Consider the following 16,465-nt stretch of genomic DNA (forward strand, 5'->3'; position numbering starts at 1 on the left):
CGGCGAGCTAGCCAGGCAGCTGAGCCAAACTCTAGCGTTTATGGGGGCTTGCGGCATAAACGCCTCAAATACGCCCGCAATCAGCGAAACCAAGGTCTACACATCGCACGAGGCGCTTTTGTTGCCGTACGAGGAGGCTCTAACTAGAGAGGATAGCCTCACCGGCGACTGGTACGACTGCTCGGCGCATATGCTCTGGATCGGCGAGCGTACGCGCGGTGTAAACGACGCTCACGTGCATTTTCTAAGCGGCGTACACAATCCTCTAGGCGTAAAGATCGGACCAAACGCAACCGCGCAAGACGTCATCGCGCTAGCAAATGCGCTAAATCCGCAAAACGAAGCGGGCAGACTAAACGTAATCATCAGAATGGGCGCTGATAAAATCGGCGAGCGACTACCGAAAATCTTACGCGAGATAAAACGCGAAGGCCTAAATATCGTCTACAGCATCGATCCGATGCACGGCAACACGATAAAAGCCGCAAACGGCTACAAAACGCGCGAATTTGACAAAATCCTAGCCGAAGTGCAGAGCTTTTTTGAGATACATAGAGCAGAAGGTACGCATGCGGGCGGCGTGCATCTAGAGATGACGGGCCAAGACGTGACCGAGTGCACGGGCGGATCGTTTAAACTAAACGAGGATGATCTCGCGCACAGATACGAAACGCAGTGCGATCCGCGCTTAAATGCCGATCAGTCGCTAGAACTAGCGTTTTTAATCGCTGAGTTTTTAAAGAAAATTTAGCTTTAGCGGGCGTAAATTTGATGAAATTTGCGCCTATTAAATTTGACGCATTAAATTTATCAAAATTTGGCGAGGCTCAAATTTGATTCGTAAATTTACGGAATTTAAACGAGTCAAATTTGCTCACGCCCGCCTTTTGTCTTTCAAATTTTACTGCTTTTTCCGCTTTTAAATTAAATTTACCCCAAATTTCGCGAATTTCTTAAAATTTAATACAATTTTCGCTACATTAATGAAAAATTATCAAATCGGAGAGAAACAATGAGCGATGTTTACGACATTATCGTGATAGGCGGCGGCCCTTGCGGCATCGCGACCGTCGTAGAGGCGAGAGCCAATGGATTAAAAAAAGTTTTGCTTCTCGAAAAGGGCGACAACCACAGTCAAACTATAAGAAAATTTTACAAAGACAATAAGCGCGTGGATAAAGAGTATAAAGGTCAGGACAGCACCATCCACGGTATCGTATCCTTTGAGGACGGCACGAAGGAGAGCACGCTTGATTATTTCGATAAGCTGCTAGACGAGGAAAAGATCGAGGCCGTGTTTAACTCCGAGGTCGAAAGCGTAAAGAAAAAGGACGGTTTGTTTTTCGTGCACACCGCAAAGGGCGACTATCAAGCCAAAAACGTGATGATAAGTATCGGTAAAATGGGGCGCCCGAACAAGCCCGACTATAAGATCCCACCTTCGCTAAACAACGTTATAAATTTTAACCTAAACTCCTGTTCTAGCGGCGAAAAAGTACTCGTAGTAGGCGGCGGAAACTCGGCCGTAGAGTACGCTATCGAGCTATGCCAATACAACAAAACTACGCTGGCCTACCGCAAGGATAAATTTAGCCGCGTAAACGACGTAAACGTAACGGCGCTATGGGAACTAGAAAAAGCAAATAAGCTAAAAGTGCGACTAAATCACGATATCACGGAGATCGAAAACGAATCCGGACGCGTGAGAGTGCACTTTTCAAACGGAAAAATCAGAGTCTACGACAGGGTCGTCTACGCTATCGGCGGCTCGACTCCGGTGGATTTTCTACAAAAATGCGGAGTAGAGCTCGATGCGGATAAAGATCCGGTTGTAAACGAGCACTATGAAAGCAGCGTCGGCGGGCTATATATCGGCGGCGACATCGTGCTAAAAAACGGCGGCTCGATCGTGCTCGCGCTAAATCACGCGCATAAGGTAGTCCAAGACATCAAGGAAAAATAGAATTGAGAGCGTTAAATTTAGTCTTATTTTTTATCTGCGGTTGTTTGCTCACGCTGGGCGGGTATTATTTGTATTTCGAGTTTACGAAGCCGTCTGCAAGGCCAACGGAACTCGCCGTGCAGATAATGAACGTCGAGGAGATATCTAAAAACGAGCGCGTAAATATACCGATTAAAGAAAATTTGATCCCGCAAAGCCAAACCGCGCCGCAGGAACAATACGCTAAAAATTTGGATGCGAACTATACGGACGCGCCTATTTTAGGCAATGAAACCGAGCTAAAAGAACAAATCCGCGTCCTGCGCGCTCAAAATAAGCTGCTTTATGACGACAACGTCGATCTAGTCGGTAAAAATCTAGAAATCTCAAACCTCTTAAACGATCAACAAGCCGAGCTGGAAACTAGGCGAAAACAAGCTGCTAACGCTAATGACAAACAGCGTCTAAGCGCGATCGACGAGCTAAACAAAAAACTAGCCAAAGCGCAGGAAGAAAACGAAAAAAATAAAAATTTAGAGCAAAATTTGACTTCGCTTCGTAGCGAGATCAAGACTCTAAAAGCCGAGCTTGAAAAAAAGCAGAGCGAATTTGACAAATCAAGCGCCAAAACGCAAAACGAGAGCCAAAATGCGTTAAAACGGCTCGAAGCTCAAAACGACGAGCTAAAAAATGAAGCGACTTCTGCTAAAGCTAAATTTGAAAGCGAACTAAGAACTGCGACCGAGGAGGCCGCAAAACTAAAGAGCGAAAACGCTAGGCTTACAAACGAGCTAGGACTAAAAGATACCGAGATAAAAAGGATCGCGAGTGAATACAACGCCCAGGCGCTAAACACTCAAAATTTAACCAAAAGCAGGATAGAGGTTCTGGAAAAAGAGCAAAACGCGGACAAGAAAAAAATAAGCGAGCTTGAAGCGAGCCTCGAAAACGCAAATAAAAAAGCTGAGTCAAAAGCCAAACTAAAATCAATAAATAGCGAGCTAAACGCGACAAATAAAGAGCTGGTCGCAAAGCTTGAGAGAGAGAAAAAGGGCTTTGAAAAAGAGGTAGAAAAAATCCTAGCCATGCACAAAACGGAGTTTGAAAAGCTAAAAAATCAGCTCGAAAAAGAGCGTCAAGATACCGAGCGAAACGTAACCGAGCTAAAGGGTAAAATTTATGAGCTAGAAGATCAGGTCTCAAAAAAAGATAGTTCGTTAAAAAGCGCGGAAGCCAAGGTGGTCGATCTAAACGAGTCGCTAAATATCCAAAAAGAACTGCTAGCAGACGAGATCGCCGCTGGTAAAAAAAACATCCAAAACTATAAAATTTTAAATAACAAAATCACGACTTTAGTTGAAAACGACATCAAAACAGCCAAGGAAAACAAAGAGCAACTAGATGCTTTAAATGAGCTTTTGACGCAAAAAGACGCAGAGCTCGCGACTCTAAAAAAACAGATACAAGACGGAGCTAAAGATCTAAGCGACACGAAGGAAAATTTAGCCAAAACAAGTACACAAAAAAACATCGCAAAGGGCGAAGTGGCGCAGATACTAACTAAAAACGAAGAGCTGATGAGCGAAAATGAAAATCTAAAAAAGATAATCCAGCTAAATTTTAGAGCCGAAGTGCCTAAAAAAGTTGTTTTCATCGCCTCGGTCGAGTGCTCGGATATGAGCGTGGGCTCAGACAGGCCGACGCAAGTTTGCAAAAACAAGGTAAGCGACTTTTTGCAGAGTTATAATTCAAATTATTATTTCGAGATCACGCCGATAGTGAGCCGAGGTAACTTTATCGCCACGTCAAAAGCGGCAAAAGTGATCCCGCAAGATGAACTCGAAAAGATCAACTCATATGCAAATTTCGGTATCGGCAAGGAGCGCGCTAAGGTTGCTGGCGAGATGATAAAAGACGAATTTGGCGACTTTTCTCGCATATCGTATAGTAACGACATTATAACGTCTCAGGATAAGCAAGGATTTATCATCAAGGTATATAGATGATAATCACTCAGCCCAAAAACGGTTACCGCTACAACAGCGATACGATGTTTTTGTATGACTTTATCCGTGAGGGCGGAGTGCGCGGCGAGGTGCTAGAGGTCGGCTGCGGTAGCGGGGTTTTGGGGCTACTTTTAAAGCGCGATTTTCCCAAAATTTCGCTTAGCTTGCTTGATGTTTTAGAAGCTAACGTAAATTTAGCCGCCGAAAATGCTAGCCAAAACGGTATTGAAGCCGAATTTATAACAGCTGATTTTGCTAAATTTAAGAGCGAAAAAAGATATGATCTCATCGTCTCAAACCCGCCCTTTTACCACGACGGTGTGAAAAAAAGCGAGAACGAGCATCTGCGCACCGCTAGATATAGCGAAAATTTACCGCTTAGAGAGCTTGTGGGTAGCGCAAATTCGCTGATAAAGCCGCGCGGAGTTTTTAGCTTTTGCTACGACGCTAAGCGCCTAGCTGAAATTTTGCTTTGTTTGAGCGAGTTTAAATTTACGCTTACTAGGCTTTGCTTCGTGCATCCAAAAGCGGACGCCGCGGCAAATTTGGCGCTCATCGAAGCTAAAAAAAGCTCAAAATCCTTAGCTCAAATTTTGCCTCCGATTTTCGTTTTTGAAGGCGGCGTTTATAGTAAAAAGGCAGCTGAAATTTTTGCCGCGGCAAATACGCAAAGCAAGGACGCGCTAGAGTGAATTTGCTAAGACAAAGTGGCTTTGGATATGAATTTGACGCTAGCAAGTGCGAGCGGTGCGGCGGTAAATGTTGCACGGGAGAAAGCGGCTATATATGGATAAGCTCGGCGGAAATTTCGGCGCTAGCGGAACATTTAAAAATAAACGAGGATGATTTTAGATCGCGATTTTTAGATAAATTCGGATACAAATTTAGCCTCAAAGAAAAGCCCTATGAGGGCGGATTTGCGTGCGTATTTTTTGACGAAACGGCAAAAAACTGCTCGGTTTACGACTTTCGCCCGAGCCAGTGCCGCACCTTTCCGTTTTGGGACTATTTTAAGGATAAAATCAATGAATTGGAGAAAGAATGCGCGGGAATAAGGCGATTTTAAAATTTATATTGGCGGCTTTGCTTGTTTGTTTTGCTGCCGCCAAAGACGATTTTGACGAGAATTTATACGTTATCAAGGCGCTTTTGGCGGTCGAAAACGCCAAGCACGACGAGGCGACCGAGCTTTACGAGCAGCTTTACGAAAAAACTAAAAACACGGACTATCTAAAAGAGGCGCTCAGACTCGCGTTTTTTTCTAAAAACGTAAATTTTAAAAGCATTTTAGCGCTCAGCCAAAAGGTGCTAAAAGACGACGTAGACGTGCTTCGCATACAAGGCGCAAATTTGATGAGCGAAAACAAACTAGACGAAGCGGCAAAGATAATGCAAGAGCTGGTCAAAAAAGAGGACGTCTCCAAAAACCACGTCATGCTCTCTGCCGTTTACTCGATGCAAAACGACAACAAAGCCGCTCTAGGCGAGCTAGAGCGCGCGTACGAGCTAGATAGGAGCGTGGAAAATCTACTGCGAATAGTCGATCTTTTATACAATAAAATGAACGACAAAAAAGAGGCGATCAGGCATCTGGAGAGCTCGCGCCGTATCGACGGCTGCGAGGTCGAGACCTGCACGGCGCTAGTTGATATCTATGCACAGGACGGCCGCTACTCCGATATGATCGATGTTTACGAGGGGCTTTTTGAAGCAACGAAAGAAAAAATCTATCTCGAAAAGGCGCTCGGCGTCTACGTCTATCAAAAAAACTACGACGGTGCGATCAAATTTTTGCAAAAATACTCCTACAACGACGACGCTTTGATGGATCTTTACGCTGCGACGGGGGATTTTGCTAGGGCTTATAAAAAGGCGCAGGAAGCCTTTGATAAGAGCTTTAATCTCGAATACCAAGCCAAAATGGCGATATATCAATACGAAAGAGACACAAACAAACAAACCAAAAAGATAGATAAAGATAGCCTAAAGCAAGTCATAAATAACTTTGAAAAATCAGCCGTAAAGCTAAATAATGCGCTATATCTAAACTACTACGGCTACCTACTCATCGACCACGATATAGACGCGAAAAAGGGGATAGATCTGGTAAATAAAGCCCTCGAGCTAGAGCCCGGGTCGGTGTTTTATCTTGACTCGCTAGCGTGGGGATACTATAAGCTTGGCGAGTGCAAAAAGGCTGACGAGATAATGCAACAAGTCCTGCACGACGAGGAATTTGTAAATTCGCCCGAAGGCAAAGAGCACATAAACGCTATCAAAGGGTGCTTAAAAAAGGGTAAAAAATGATACTAGATCAGATAATTGAACGAACGAAAGAGGACTTGGCGCTGCGAAAATCGCAAACGCCTTTTGAAAAGCTACAAGAGCTCGCGGCGAAAAATCCTCGCGAGATAAAAGACGCGGTAAAAGCGCTAAAAAGTAGCGCAGACGAGCCGTATCGCATCATCACCGAGGTCAAAAAAGCAAGCCCTAGCAAGGGGCTAATAAGGCAAAATTTCGCGCCCGTAGAGATAGCCAAAGAGTATGAAAATGGCGGCGCAAACGCTATTTCGGTTCTAACCGAGCCGCATTTTTTTAAAGGAAATTTAGAGTATCTAGCCGCTATCAGACAGGCAAGCTCGCTGCCGCTACTTCGCAAGGATTTTATCGTAGACGAGTATCAAATTTTAGAAGCGCTCGTTTACGGAGCCGACTTTATCTTGCTTATCGCAAAGGCTCTTGGCGCGGGCGAGTTAAAGCGGCTGCTTGATTACGCGCGATCGCTCGGGCTTGAGGCACTAGTGGAGACGCACGATGAAGAGGACGTAGAAAAGTCAAATTTCGCACGCGCAAAGATAGTCGGAGTAAATCACCGAAATTTAAGCACGTTTGAGATGGATATGAGCCTTTGCGAGAAGCTGTTTTCTAAAATCAAAAACGCAAGCGTCATCGTCGCCGAAAGCGGTATCTACGAGCATGCGCAGCTAAAAGAGCTTCACGCTCAAGGAGCCGATGCGTTTTTGATAGGCGAGCATTTTATGAGGCAAGAGGACTTGGTAAAAGCCGTAAAAACCGTAAAGGAGGGCTAGGATGGATCACATTTGCGCGCCGTGGAGGAGCGAATATTTCGGCAAAAAGGAGCAGGGCTGCGTCTTTTGCAACGTCGTAAATCACCCAGAAAAAGACGCGCAGACTGGCGTTTTATTTCGCGCGAAGCGGTGTTTTGGGATCATGAATCTCTACCCGTATACGCCGGGGCACTTTATGGTGATACCTTACGTGCATACCGATAATATCGAAAGCCTAGACGAGCAGACGTGGTCGCAGATGAGCGCTTACGTGCGCGAGGGCGTAAAAATTTTAAAACGCGAACTAAATGCGGCGGGCGTAAATATCGGGATGAATCTGGGCAAAGCAGGGGGTGCGGGTATCGCAGAGCACGTGCACTATCATCTAGTGCCGCGTTGGAGCGGAGATACGAACTTTATCACGTCTATCGCCGAAGTGCGCGTAAACGGCGTGCCTTTTACTCCGCTTTACGAGAAGCTAAAAGCCGCGTTTGCGGACGTTTGCTTTAATGAGCAGTAAATTTATTTTTACCAAATTATTTTTTGGTAGAATTATCAAAATTAAAAGATATTGAGGCATACGATGAGATTTATTTTGCCGATATTTTTGTCGTTTACTTTTGTTTTTGCAGATTTTAGCTGCGATGACGCTTTAATCGAAAAGCAGCGGTTTTTCTCGCAAAATTTAACATTTTCGGGAGAATTTGAGCCAAATTGCAAGGACTCTATCCTGGGGATAAAAGAGGCTCAAATTTTACTCTCGGCCGCTCAAAAGATCCGCGCCGAAAGCCTTGCTTGCGTTGGAAATTTAGCGAATAAAAATTTAAACGAGTTTAAATTTAAGATACTAAAAGCCTCCTATGCGCCCGAAATTTATGCCAAAGAGCTAGAGAGTCCAGACGAATACGAAAAACTCGTATCGCAAAACAGAGCCAGGCTTCGCTACTGGGGACATCAAAGTTTAAGTAACTTCACGGTTTTTAAGGACTTTAACAAAGACTACAACGCCGTCTTGGGGCTGCTGGTAAACTACTACAAATCAAATTTCAAAATAGACGAAGGCAGCGCGATTTACTACGCTTCAAAGGTTGCAAACGAGTTTTTAAAATTTGCCGCGGCGACTTTGCAAAACGGCGATATGGACGAGTTTGCAAGAAAAGTTAGTGACCCGACCTTTACAAAATACGGCATAAATGAGGCGATATATTCTGGCTCTATCTCGCAAAGCTCGCTGCAAAACGCATTTAACGCCGCGCTTCTTTACGAAAAAAGCGAGGACGTGATAAAGGAATTCTTGCGCGCGGGTGTAAATTTAAACTACGGATTTGAGAGTTCGCTATTTTTTGCACTCAAAAACCTAAATAACGTAAAGCTCCTGGTTTCTAGCGGCGCAGACGTAAACTACGAAAATCTGCTCGGCATCACTCCGCTTTTTAAGGCTGTGCAGCTAAACGACATAAATTTGGTCAAATTTCTGCTCAAAAATGGAGCGCTGGTAAACAAAAGGCTGATAGACGTGAGCACCAAGCTTGCCTATAGCTCAAATTTGAGCGTCCAACTACCGAGCTTCGTGAAGCTCTGCGACTTTGACGCGGCGTCAAAAAGCGTGCTCATGAGCGCGGCGGGGGCGGCTGACGTGGAGATATTGCAGCTTTTGGTGGATAACGGCGCGGACGTGCAGGCGGTGGACGATAACGGATTAAACGCCCTAGACTACGCGATCATCGGCAAAAAGGAGATCAATGCGCAGTATCTAAGGGCGATGGGGCTTGAGTCAAATTTGATCACCGAATAAGGAGAAAATATGAAAGGAACGGCTTTTATCACGGGAGCTACGTCAGGTTTTGGCGAAGCGATAGCTAGGATGCTGAGCCGCGAAGGCTACAAGATCGTAGCGCTCGCTCGCCGCAAGGAAAGGCTCGAGGCCTTAGCTAAACAGCTTGGAAATACGCATATCATCGTCGCCGACATCCGCGATAAAAAGGCGGTTTTTGACGGCGTGGCAAATTTGCCGCAGGAGTTTCGCGATATCGAAGTGCTCGTAAATAACGCAGGCCTGGCGCTGGGGCTTAAAGGCGTGGCGGAGACTAACATCGAGGACTTTGAGACGATGGTTGATACCAACATCAAAGGCTTTTTATATTCGACCAAGGCCGTTTTGCCCCTCATGATCGCGCGAAAGAGCGGCTATATCTTTAATCTAGGCTCGACCGCTGGCGCATGGCCGTATCCGGGCAGTCACGTTTACGGCGCGAGTAAGGCGTTTGTAAAGCAGTTTAGTAGAAATCTGCGCAACGACATCCGCGGCACCGGCATACGCGTAACCGAGATAGCTCCTGGCATCTGCAAGACCGAGTTTAGCGAGGTTCGCTTCGGCGGAGATAAGGCTAAGGCCGACGCGGTTTACGAGGGCGTGGAGTACATCACGGCCGAGGATATCGCACAGATCGTGCTAAACTGCCTAAATATGCCTCACCGCGTCAATATCAACGTCGTCGAGGCGATGGCGACGCAGCAGACTTGGGCCGGGCTTTTTATCGAGAAAAAGTAGGCTTTGCGGTCAAATTTGTGGATTTTAGGATTAAATTCGGCTGTTTTTGGTCAAATTTAATCCTAAATTTACGCCTGATCTCAAATTTGAGCAGCGGAAGCGAGGCTGCATTTACATTGCCCGAGCCCGCTCAATCTTGAAACGAAAATCTAAATTTAATCTTCTTTCGTGCAAATGACGCACGGCTCGCTAAATACCAAATTTGACCGATAAATCAAAGCTAAAATTTCCCGTAAAATCTAAACTACGAGCAAATTTAAATTTACCGTCTGGCGCCATTTTAAGCAAAATTTCCACAAAAGCTTCATTTTTAACATAAAATTTTAATAAAGAGCTAAAAATTTTGAATTCTAAGCGAATTTAAAACAAAAATTTAAGCCGCATTTAGCTAAATTTATGCCTTAAATACCGACCGATGGCACGCGGGGCGGAAAATTTGATTAAACCGACGAAAAACAAAAAGGAGTTTTTGATGAAAAAGATTTTATTTTTGTCGCTTTTGCCGATCTTGGCGCTAGCCGTAGATCCCGAAGTAGCGAAAAAAAATGCCGAAATTTTCGGCTTTTGGACGCTCATACCGCCCGTGGTGGCGATAGTTTTGGCGTTTATCACCAAAGACGTCGTTTTGTCGCTGTTTATCGGCGTTTTTAGCGGTACGTTTCTCATAAACGTCATCGATTCAAGCATCCCGATGACCTTCGTAAAGGGCTTTACCGACATCGTAAAAAGGGTCGTGGGCTCGCTAGCCGATAGCTGGAACGCGGGCATCGTGCTTCAGGTGCTTTGTATCGGCGGCGTGGTCGCGCTCATCACCAAAATGGGCGGAACCAAAGCCGTGGCGATATGGCTGAGCAAAAAGGCTAAAACAGGCGTTTCGGCTCAAATTTCAACCTGGGTGATGGGACTTTTCGTCTTTTTTGACGACTACGCGAACTCCCTCATCGTGGGCCCGATCATGCGCCCGATAACGGACAAATTTAAAGTCTCTCGCGAAAAGTTAGCCTTCATCATCGACGCTACCGCCGCTCCGATAGCGGGCCTAGCCGTCATCTCGACTTGGGTCGGACTTGAGATCTCGCTGATCAAACAAGGCTACGAGCTCATCGGCATAACGAACGTAAACGCTTTTAGCATCTTCGTCGAGACGATGCCTTATAGATTTTACAATCTTTTCATGCTATTTTTTATCGTCTGCACCGCATTTATGGGGCGCGAATTTGCCGGTATGCTAAAAGCCGAGCGCAGAGCTAGAGCGGGCGAACTACACCCTAGACGCGACGGAGCGATGATAGAGGACGTCGAGGATAAGACGCTAGAGCCTAAAGAAAACATAAAACTACAAAGCTCAAACGCGATCGTGCCGCTTTTGGTGCTTATTTTGGGCGCGTTCGTTAGCTTTTATTTTAGCGGTTTGGGCTCGCTTGAGGGCGAGGCTCTTGAGAGCGCGAAGGCTCATCCGCTTACGTTCCACACCTTCCAGGCTACTTTTGGCGCAGCTGATGCATCGGTGGCGCTATTTCAGTCAGCTTTGTTAGCTACGATAGTGGCGATATTTATGGCCGTTTATAGAAAAATTTTAACCGTGCGCGAGGCGATAGAGACATGGGGTAAGGGCTGGAAAACCATGATAACTACGATCATCATCCTGCTTCTTGCTTGGTCGCTTAGCTCGGTGATCAAGGAGCTCGGCACGTCTCGCTACCTAGTCGATCTGCTTTCGCAGTCTACGCCAAAGATCGTCCTTCCGGCGGCGATTTTTATGCTGGGTTCGTTTATCAGCTTTTCTACCGGCACCAGCTACGGCACGATGGGTATCTTGATGCCGCTTGCGATACCGCTAGCTAGCGCGGTGGGCATGCACAGCGGACTAGAGGGCGACGCCTTGCACGCGTATATGATAGTAAATATCTCAGCCGTTTTAACGGGCGCGATATTCGGCGATCACTGCTCTCCGATCTCGGATACTACGATACTTTCGTCCATGGGCGCGGGGTGTAACCACATCGATCACGTCCAGACTCAGATGCCTTATGCGCTTGCCGTTTGCGCGATTAGTATTTTTGCGGGATACTTCCCGACCGCGCTTGGCCTAAGTATCTGGATAGTGCTTCCATTTGGGCTTTTGGTGACGGCATTAGTGGTTAGATTCGTCGGGCAAAAGGTTTAAATTTGCCCGATAAGTTTTGTAAATTTTTAGGAGAGTGCGGTAGCTGCACTCTTGATATGCCTTATGAGGAGCAGGCTGAATTTAAAAAAGATCTCATAAGGCGCGAATTTGAACCGTTTTACCGCGGCGAATTTGAGTTTTTCGCCTCGCAGAGGGCCGCTTACCGCACGAGGGCGGAGTTTGGAATTTGGCACGATATTTGGCATAGCGCGGTCGATCTAGCATACACGATGCACGGTGCCAAAACCAAGCGGATTATGATAGACGAATGCCCAAAAGTAGCCGCTCCTATCGCAAATTTGATGCCGCGTTTGCTTGAAGCGCTTATGAAAAATCAAATTTTAAAAGAGAGGCTCTTTGGCGCCGAGTTTATCTCGTGCGCGAGCGGGATACTAGCGACGCTGCTCTATCATAAGCGTCTATGCCAAGCCGAACAGAGCGAGATAGAAAGCTTAGCGCGCGAGCTTGCCGGTCACCGCGTGACGATCGCTGCGAGAGCAAAGGGGCAAAAGCTGCTAAGCGGCGAGTTAAATTTGCTAGATAGCCTAAATATCGGCGGTAAAATTTACAAATTTACATTCGGCGACGGAGCTTTTATCCAGCCAAACACCGCCGTAAACGAAAAGATGGTCGCATGGGCGAAGGTCTGCGTAGAGCGCGGCGCGGATTTGCTCGAGCTTTACTGCGGACACGGCAACTTCACCGTCCCGATGGCGGAAAAATTTAAGCGCGTTTTGGCGACCGAGATATCCAAAAGCTCGATCGCAAATGCCCTTAAAAACTGCGAACTAAACGGCGTAGATAACATCAAATTTTTGCGAATGAGTGCCGAGGAGCTAATGAGCGCGTTTGGGCGCGAGCGCGAGTTTAACCGCTTAAGAGAGCTTGATATCTTTAGCTACGACTTTTCGCACGTTTTGGTCGATCCGCCTCGCGCGGGACTTGATGAGAGCGTGATAAATTTCATCAAAAACTACGAAAATATCATCTACATCTCCTGTTCGCCGCAAAGCCTAAAACGCGATATAGCGCAGCTTGCCCTAACGCATGAGGCGGTTAAATTTGCCGTCTTTGATCAGTTTGCAAACACTGCTCACATCGAGTGCGGCGTGCTTTTAAGGAGTAAAAATGCCTAGCGACTTGGGGCAAATTTTATCCTCTGCTAAAAATATCGCGGTCGTGGGCCTTAGTCCTGATGAGAGCAAGCCTAGCAACGAGGTGGCAAAATTTCTCATTGAGAGCGGATTTAGTGTATTTCCCGTCTATCCAAAATTTGATGAAATTTTAGGGCGCAAGGTTTATAGAAATTTGACCCAAATAGATGAAAATATCGATATCGCCGTGATGTTTAGAAAGGGCGAGTTTGCTAGCGAGCTAGTAAAGGACGCCGTCAAAAAAGGCGTGAAAACGCTGTGGCTACAGCTGGGGATAACAAACGACGAAGCAGGAGCTGTCGCGCGCGAAAACGGGATAAATTTCGTACAGGATAAGTGCATAAAAATCGAGCTTCAAAGGCTTGATTGGTCTAAATTTGACGGCGAGGCTCGATTTTGAGGCGGCGCCGTAAACGTAGCAGATAACGGCAAAAACGAAAATATAAATAAAAATAAAGAAAACGTAAGCAAAAATACGGTAAATAAACGCGCGAGTAAAAGCGACGAAAAGTAAAATTTAAACAAAAACGAAAGGCTAAAATGATCTCTTTAAATAAAATAATCCAAGCCAAGCGCACTATAAGCGGCTTTGTGTATAAGACGCCGTTTGCTTACAGTGCGAAACTAAGCCTCGCAAGCGGCGCGCTCATTTATCTAAAAGAAGAAAACCTCCAGCGCACGGGCGCATACAAGATCCGCGGCGCGTATAATAAAATCGCAAATTTAAGCTCAAACGAGCGCAAAAAAGGCGTCGTCGCAGCAAGTGCGGGCAATCACGCCCAAGGCGTAGCTATCTCGGCGCGCGAGTTTAAAACGCCCGCTACCATCGTGATGCCCGAGTCCACGCCGCTTTTAAAGGTGTTAGGCACCAAAGATCTAGGCGCCGAAGTCATTCTAAAGGGCGATAACTTCGACGAGGCCTACGCCTACGCCGTCGAGTACGCCAAGCAGCAGGGCATGAGCTTTATCCATCCGTTTGACGACGAGTACGTGATGGCCGGGCAGGGCACGGTGGGACTTGAGATGCTTGACGATCTAGCCGAGCTTGAGACTATCATCGTACCGGTCGGCGGCGGCGGGCTAATAAGCGGTATATCAAGTTGCGTAAAGCAGGTAAACCCAGACATCCGCGTGGTCGCCGTGAGCGCGAAGGGCGCGCCTGCGATGTTTAACAGCTTTAGCGCTAAAAAAAGCATAAACTCAAAAACCGTGCGCACGATCGCCGACGGTATCGCGGTTCGAGACGCTAGCGAGACGACGCTGACAAATATCCTGGAGTGCGTGGACGAGTTTGTGCAGGTCGACGACGAGGAGATTGCAAACGCGATTTTGTTCCTGCTCGAGACGCAAAAGATCGTAGTCGAGGGCGCGGGCGCGGTCGGCGTAGCTAGCATCCTGCACAACAAGGTCAAATTTAAAGCCGGCGAGCGTATCGGCATCGTGCTAAGCGGCGGAAACATCGACGTGCAAATGCTAAACGTCATCATCGAAAAGGGTCTCATCAAATCCCACCGCAAGATGGCGCTGCAAATCACGCTGATCGACAAACCCGGCGCGCTCATGAGTCTAACCGATAGCCTAAAGATCGCAAATGCTAATATCGTGAAAATCGACTACGATCGCTTCTCTACTAGCCTAGAGTACGGCGACGCCAATATCACGATCACGCTCGAAACCAAGGGCGAGGATCATCAAGAGCTCATCAAAAAAGTGCTCAGAGAGCATGATTTTAAATTTATTCAGGTGTTTTAGGCGGTTAAATTTGAGCTCAAATTTGCTTGCTAAATTTGGAGCGAATTTGAGCCAAATTTAAACCCGTATCTTAAAGGTACGGGTTTTGCCAAACCGCACCCGCTCTAAAAGCTTGCTAAATTTAAATTTACAATTCAAATTTATACCGATATAAAACAGCCAAAAGCTCAAATTTAACGATTATTTTAACGAATTTCGCTAAAATCGCCTTTTAAAGGAGTAAAGATGATAGATGTTACGAGCTTTATTTTAGCGATTTTGCTAGCGATTTGCGTATTTATGATTTTTAGATTTAACAAAGCCTTAAAAACCGCGCAAAAGCCCGCGACTACGCAGATCAGCACCGAGATATCGCAGCTAAAATCCATCGGTGAGCTATCCGTTTTTCAGGTCTATAGTAAAGAGATCGTGACTAAGACCGACCATGCATTCGGTAGCTTCGGCAAGGAGTATCTGCGCTGGCTGGTGAGCGAGAAAAAGCTCTCGATGATATTTGAGTTTGAGATAAATTTCATCTACGACCTAACGAGCCCGCGCCTAGAGATCGTAAACGTCGCGAACGAGGAGTATCTCATCAAGATGCCGCCTTGCAAATACAAATTTTCGATCGCGAATATGAAATTTTACGATGAGAAAAACGGTAAATTTATCCCATTTTTGCTGCCTGATTCGCTAAACGGATTTTTCGGTAGTAGTTTTAGCGAGGAGGATAAAAACAGGCTCATCGAGGAGGCGCGCGCCGAGGTCGAAAAGATGTCCGTGCGCCTGATAAATCAGCTCCAGTCCAAGATCCACAAATCCGCGCGCGATACGCTAGAAGCGATCGCAAAGAGTTTTGGGGCTAGGGCGGTGAGATTTGAGTTTAACGACGAGGGCGAGCAGGTCAGGCTAAATCTACAAAACGTGGCGTGAGGACAAGATGGCATTCGTAAAAGCGCTCTTGATAGGTAAAGCAAGGCAGTACGGCAGCGTGGCGGCCACGGACGAGCTGGGCAAGGCTTGGCGCTCGGCGATATTTAAAAATGCGCAGACGGGCGAAATCTACGCAAACGAGCTTGGCTTTGAGGGCGACGAGGTCGCCGACACCAAGCATCACGGCGGCGTAAATAAAGCCGTGTTTGCAAATTCGCTAGAAAACTATCCCGCGTGGGAAGCTTATCTTGGGCTTAAAAATTTGCCGCTAGGCGCGATGGGCGAAAATTTGACCGTTAGCGGACTAGATGAAACTAGCGTAAATGTGGGCGACGTCCATAAAATCGGCTCGCTGGTGCTGCAAGTAACCCAGCCTAGAAAACCGTGTTTTAAGCTCGCAAAACGCTGGGGAAATGCAAATTTAGCCAAAGAGATTTTTGTCACCGGATTAACCGGCTGGTACTATAAAGTGCTTGAAAACGGGTCGTGCAAGGCCGGCTGCGAGGTAGAGATCTTGCAAAAAAACAAAAATGCTCTAAGCATAATGCAGATAAACAAGCTATTTTTTAATCCGAGCGAAAATTTGGATTTATTGCCCAAATTTAGAGCGCTAGAAGCGCTGCCTGCAAGCTGGCAGAACGATATAAACAGACGCTTAAACGGCTCGTATAGCACGGCTTTTATGGAAAAACTTTGAAAAAAACGGCGAAAATTTGCCAAAAAGCTTGACAAATAAGGTAAAAATATATATAATCACCTTTCTTTTTACAGGCTGGGGTATCGCCAAGCGGTAAGGCAATTGGTTTTGGTCCAATCATCCAGAGGTTCGAATCCTCTTACCCCATCCACTCAAATTTCATCGCGGAGTAGAGCAGTGGTAGCTCGTCGGGCTCATAACCCGAAGGTCGGCGGT

General features: G+C 46.4%; 16 protein-coding genes and 1 tRNA gene. All 17 read left to right on the top strand.

The annotated features are described in order from the left end of the window. Positions 1–751: 3-deoxy-7-phosphoheptulonate synthase (locus RWM02_RS10020; RefSeq protein WP_314071861.1), on the top strand; the 751-nt coding region annotated here is incomplete at its 5' end. Positions 752–1,012: 261 nt separating this feature from the next. Beyond that, a complete protein-coding gene (locus RWM02_RS10025; protein ID WP_122862852.1) occupies positions 1,013–1,963 on the top strand; it encodes an NAD(P)-binding domain-containing protein in 951 nt (316 codons plus the stop codon). A gap of 2 nt (positions 1,964–1,965) precedes the next feature. Continuing rightward, positions 1,966–3,948 (top strand): vesicular transport factor Uso1p, encoded by a 1,983-nt coding sequence (locus RWM02_RS10030; RefSeq protein ID WP_314071864.1) that lies wholly within the window; start codon positions 1,966–1,968, stop codon positions 3,946–3,948. After that, positions 3,945–4,640, top strand: a complete 696-nt coding sequence (locus tag RWM02_RS10035; protein WP_314071866.1) for a tRNA1(Val) (adenine(37)-N6)-methyltransferase — start codon at positions 3,945–3,947, stop codon at positions 4,638–4,640. Before RWM02_RS10030 ends, RWM02_RS10035 begins: the two co-directional genes overlap by 4 nt. Further along, positions 4,637–5,014 carry a YkgJ family cysteine cluster protein gene (locus RWM02_RS10040; protein ID WP_314071868.1) on the top strand — a complete coding sequence of 126 codons (378 nt, stop codon included), beginning with the start codon at positions 4,637–4,639 and terminating at the stop codon, positions 5,012–5,014. Before RWM02_RS10035 ends, RWM02_RS10040 begins: the two co-directional genes overlap by 4 nt. After that, positions 4,990–6,255 (top strand): tetratricopeptide repeat protein, encoded by a 1,266-nt coding sequence (locus RWM02_RS10045; RefSeq protein ID WP_314071871.1) that lies wholly within the window; start codon positions 4,990–4,992, stop codon positions 6,253–6,255. Before RWM02_RS10040 ends, RWM02_RS10045 begins: the two co-directional genes overlap by 25 nt. Then, positions 6,252–7,037: an indole-3-glycerol phosphate synthase TrpC gene (gene trpC, locus RWM02_RS10050; RefSeq protein WP_314071873.1), complete on the top strand. Its 786-nt coding sequence runs from the start codon at positions 6,252–6,254 to the stop codon at positions 7,035–7,037. The genes RWM02_RS10045 and trpC overlap by 4 nt, the downstream gene beginning before the upstream one ends. A gap of 1 nt (position 7,038) precedes the next feature. Then, positions 7,039–7,536, top strand: a complete 498-nt coding sequence (locus RWM02_RS10055) for an HIT family protein (protein ID WP_314071874.1) — start codon at positions 7,039–7,041, stop codon at positions 7,534–7,536. Positions 7,537–7,599: 63 nt separating this feature from the next. After that, the gene (locus RWM02_RS10060; RefSeq protein ID WP_314071875.1) at positions 7,600–8,811 is read left to right on the top strand and encodes an ankyrin repeat domain-containing protein; all 1,212 of its coding nucleotides are present in this window, start codon (positions 7,600–7,602) and stop codon (positions 8,809–8,811) included. Between the two features lie 9 nt (positions 8,812–8,820). Then, positions 8,821–9,567: an SDR family NAD(P)-dependent oxidoreductase gene (locus RWM02_RS10065; RefSeq protein ID WP_314071877.1), complete on the top strand. Its 747-nt coding sequence runs from the start codon at positions 8,821–8,823 to the stop codon at positions 9,565–9,567. A gap of 472 nt (positions 9,568–10,039) precedes the next feature. Continuing rightward, positions 10,040–11,734 (top strand): Na+/H+ antiporter NhaC family protein, encoded by a 1,695-nt coding sequence (locus tag RWM02_RS10070; RefSeq protein WP_172603259.1) that lies wholly within the window; start codon positions 10,040–10,042, stop codon positions 11,732–11,734. Between the two features lie 2 nt (positions 11,735–11,736). Next, complete coding sequence (gene trmA, locus RWM02_RS10075; protein ID WP_314071879.1) at positions 11,737–12,870, top strand: tRNA (uridine(54)-C5)-methyltransferase TrmA; 1,134 nt, start codon at positions 11,737–11,739, stop codon at positions 12,868–12,870. After that, the gene (locus tag RWM02_RS10080; RefSeq protein WP_314071881.1) at positions 12,863–13,288 is read left to right on the top strand and encodes a CoA-binding protein; all 426 of its coding nucleotides are present in this window, start codon (positions 12,863–12,865) and stop codon (positions 13,286–13,288) included. Before trmA ends, RWM02_RS10080 begins: the two co-directional genes overlap by 8 nt. Before the next feature lie 140 nt (positions 13,289–13,428). Further along, positions 13,429–14,640: a threonine ammonia-lyase gene (gene ilvA, locus RWM02_RS10085; RefSeq protein WP_314071884.1), complete on the top strand. Its 1,212-nt coding sequence runs from the start codon at positions 13,429–13,431 to the stop codon at positions 14,638–14,640. Between the two features lie 225 nt (positions 14,641–14,865). Next, entirely contained in the window at positions 14,866–15,552 is a 687-nt protein-coding gene (locus tag RWM02_RS10090) for a DUF4230 domain-containing protein (protein WP_314071887.1), read from the top strand. Between the two features lie 7 nt (positions 15,553–15,559). Beyond that, positions 15,560–16,249, top strand: a complete 690-nt coding sequence (locus tag RWM02_RS10095) for an MOSC domain-containing protein (RefSeq protein WP_314071890.1) — start codon at positions 15,560–15,562, stop codon at positions 16,247–16,249. Positions 16,250–16,325: 76 nt separating this feature from the next. Beyond that, positions 16,326–16,400, top strand: a tRNA-Gln gene (locus tag RWM02_RS10100). Positions 16,401–16,465: the final 65 nt, after the last annotated feature.

The sequence above is a fragment of the Campylobacter showae genome (assembly GCF_963515975.1).
Lineage (GTDB): Bacteria > Campylobacterota > Campylobacteria > Campylobacterales > Campylobacteraceae > Campylobacter_A > Campylobacter_A showae_F.